Origin of the sequence: Massilimicrobiota sp. An134 (assembly GCF_002160815.1) — a bacterium.
GTDB classification, from domain to species: Bacteria; Bacillota_I; Bacilli_A; order Erysipelotrichales; family Coprobacillaceae; genus Allocoprobacillus; species Allocoprobacillus merdigallinarum.
In genome coordinates this window covers 1-2,005 of sequence record NZ_NFLH01000072.1, presented here as the reverse complement: position 1 = coordinate 2,005, position 2,005 = coordinate 1, and the positions used below count along the sequence as shown (strand labels likewise).

Genomic DNA, 2,005 nt, shown 5'->3' with positions numbered 1-2,005 from the left:
ATATCTTCACCTCGATATAAGTATAGCACTGATGAAAATATCATGTTTTATTTTAAAGGGCTTTAACACCGTTTTTATGGAGTTAAAATCAATTACCAACATTTAACTGAAGTTAAATTAAATATAAAAAATAAATAACAAAGAATCATAGAGTAAATATGGAAAATCATGTAAAAATGATATGAAAAAACATAGAATATATCTATGCTTGAATGTTTTTTTGAATTGTTTGAATAATGCCACGATAGTTTTTCGTCGCAAACAAAGTTGCATCAATACAATAAACTGGAATTTGATGTTGGGTATAAGCTAGAATTTCAGGTTCCATATGTGCAATTTGTGGTGCCAGATACAAGGCATCATAGTTTTGATAATTTTGATAAAGCTGATCTAATGATAATGAAACAAGCTGAAAATGTAGGTTTTCCAGTTCACAGACTTGTTGCATTTCTTCAATGAATACAGAAGTTGATAAACCACCAGTACAACAGAGCGCAATTTTCCATTCTTTTTGTTGGGTATACTGAATGATGGTTTGATAAAATTTATGGAATAAGTGATAACATTGTGCCAAATCAGTAATCGTAAAATGTAAATAAAAGACAAGTTTTTCATCTTTGATACGCAAAATCTCTTCTTCTACGATATTATTATACCAAATCGTTATTTTCCCTTTCACTTTTGTTGTAGACAAACAGATAACTTTTAATTTTTCATTTTCTGTTTCCACATGATACTGGATATGATCTTGTTGGTATTGCTTATCATGACACAGAATCCATTTAAAAAATAATTGATTATAAATTGTACGATAGAATTCATCAAACATCATTTTCTCACCTACTTCTTTTATCATATACTATTTTTTAAAAAATAGATAATTTTTACAAAAAAAGAAAAGAAACGTTGTCAATGAACAGAACAACACAATGAATTTGCATCACTTATAAATGGAAGGAGGGAAATTTATGAAACGTTTTCACTTGTGCAATACTGCACAAGTGAAAACGTCTTGTCATACAAGTGTCAGCAATGATGTGGAAACATTAGTGAAAAAACCACTTCATATTTGTAAAAAAGTAGATAAAGAAGAAGCATGTCAGGGAGAAACACTCACTTATACAATTAAAATTAAAAATCCATCATTGGTAAAAGAAACACAAGTTGTCTTTAGTGATTATATGGATGAAAATGTGGAATATGTGGAAGACTCATTTTATGTTAATGGTCATGAACAAACACCCGCAATTGATAATCATACACTTTATTATGTGATTCCATCTATTGATCCAATGTCAACTGTTGAAATTGTTTTCCAAGTGCGTATTACAGAATAGAGGTCTTTGACCTCTATTTCTCTTTAATGCTTTTGACTTTAGTCAGTTGAGTACATGAAATGTACGAAACAAAAAACTACCTGCTATGCGGGTAGAGAGAGAAAAGTTATACAAAACAATCACCTTTCCGATTATAATGGAGTTGTTCAAGCTACCATTAATAAGAAAGGAAAGGTGATTGTTATGGCTAAGAAAGCATATTCTTTAGCACACACAAAATGGATGTGCAAATACCATATTGTGTTCACTCCTAAGTATAGACGAAAAATTATTTATAATCAATATCGAAAAGACTTAGGAGAAATATTAAGAACATTATGTAGATACAAAGGAGTAGAAATTATAGAGGGACATCTCATGAATGATCATGTACATATGTTAGTAATGATTCCACCAAAATATGCAGTGTCGGATTTTGTAGGATATCTAAAGGGAAAATCAGCATTGATGATGTTTGATCGACATGCAGATTTGAAATATAAATTTGGAAACAGGCATTTCTGGAGTGAAGGGTATTATGTAGATTTATGCCGATATCGGCATAAGCTGACTTATACCGATAAAATAATTATGCCGATTAAATTGAAATAATCATTGTATCATCATTAGTTTTTTATTGATTTATCGGCATAAAACTTTTGTAATTATCTTAAGGAGGATGATTACAA

At 29.9% G+C, this 2,005-nt stretch carries 2 protein-coding genes and 1 pseudogene; 2 read left to right on the top strand and 1 reads right to left on the bottom strand.

Features of this window, described 5'->3' with window-relative positions; all coding sequences use genetic code 11:
• Nucleotides 1-202: 202 nt before the first annotated feature.
• On the bottom strand, nt 203-832 hold the full coding sequence (locus tag B5E79_RS13210) for a PTS sugar transporter subunit IIB (protein WP_158095512.1): 630 nt from the start codon (nt 830-832) through the stop codon (nt 203-205).
• A 136-nt stretch (nt 833-968) separates the two neighbouring features.
• Here B5E79_RS13210 and B5E79_RS13205 point away from each other — a divergent pair, with 136 nt between their 5' ends.
• The gene (locus B5E79_RS13205; RefSeq protein ID WP_158095511.1) at nt 969-1,337 is read left to right on the top strand and encodes a DUF11 domain-containing protein; all 369 of its coding nucleotides are present in this window, start codon (nt 969-971) and stop codon (nt 1,335-1,337) included.
• A 183-nt stretch (nt 1,338-1,520) separates the two neighbouring features.
• A pseudogene (tnpA, locus tag B5E79_RS13200) lies at nt 1,521-1,862 on the top strand (IS200/IS605 family transposase); the annotation flags it as partial.
• Nucleotides 1,863-2,005 lie beyond the last annotated feature (143 nt).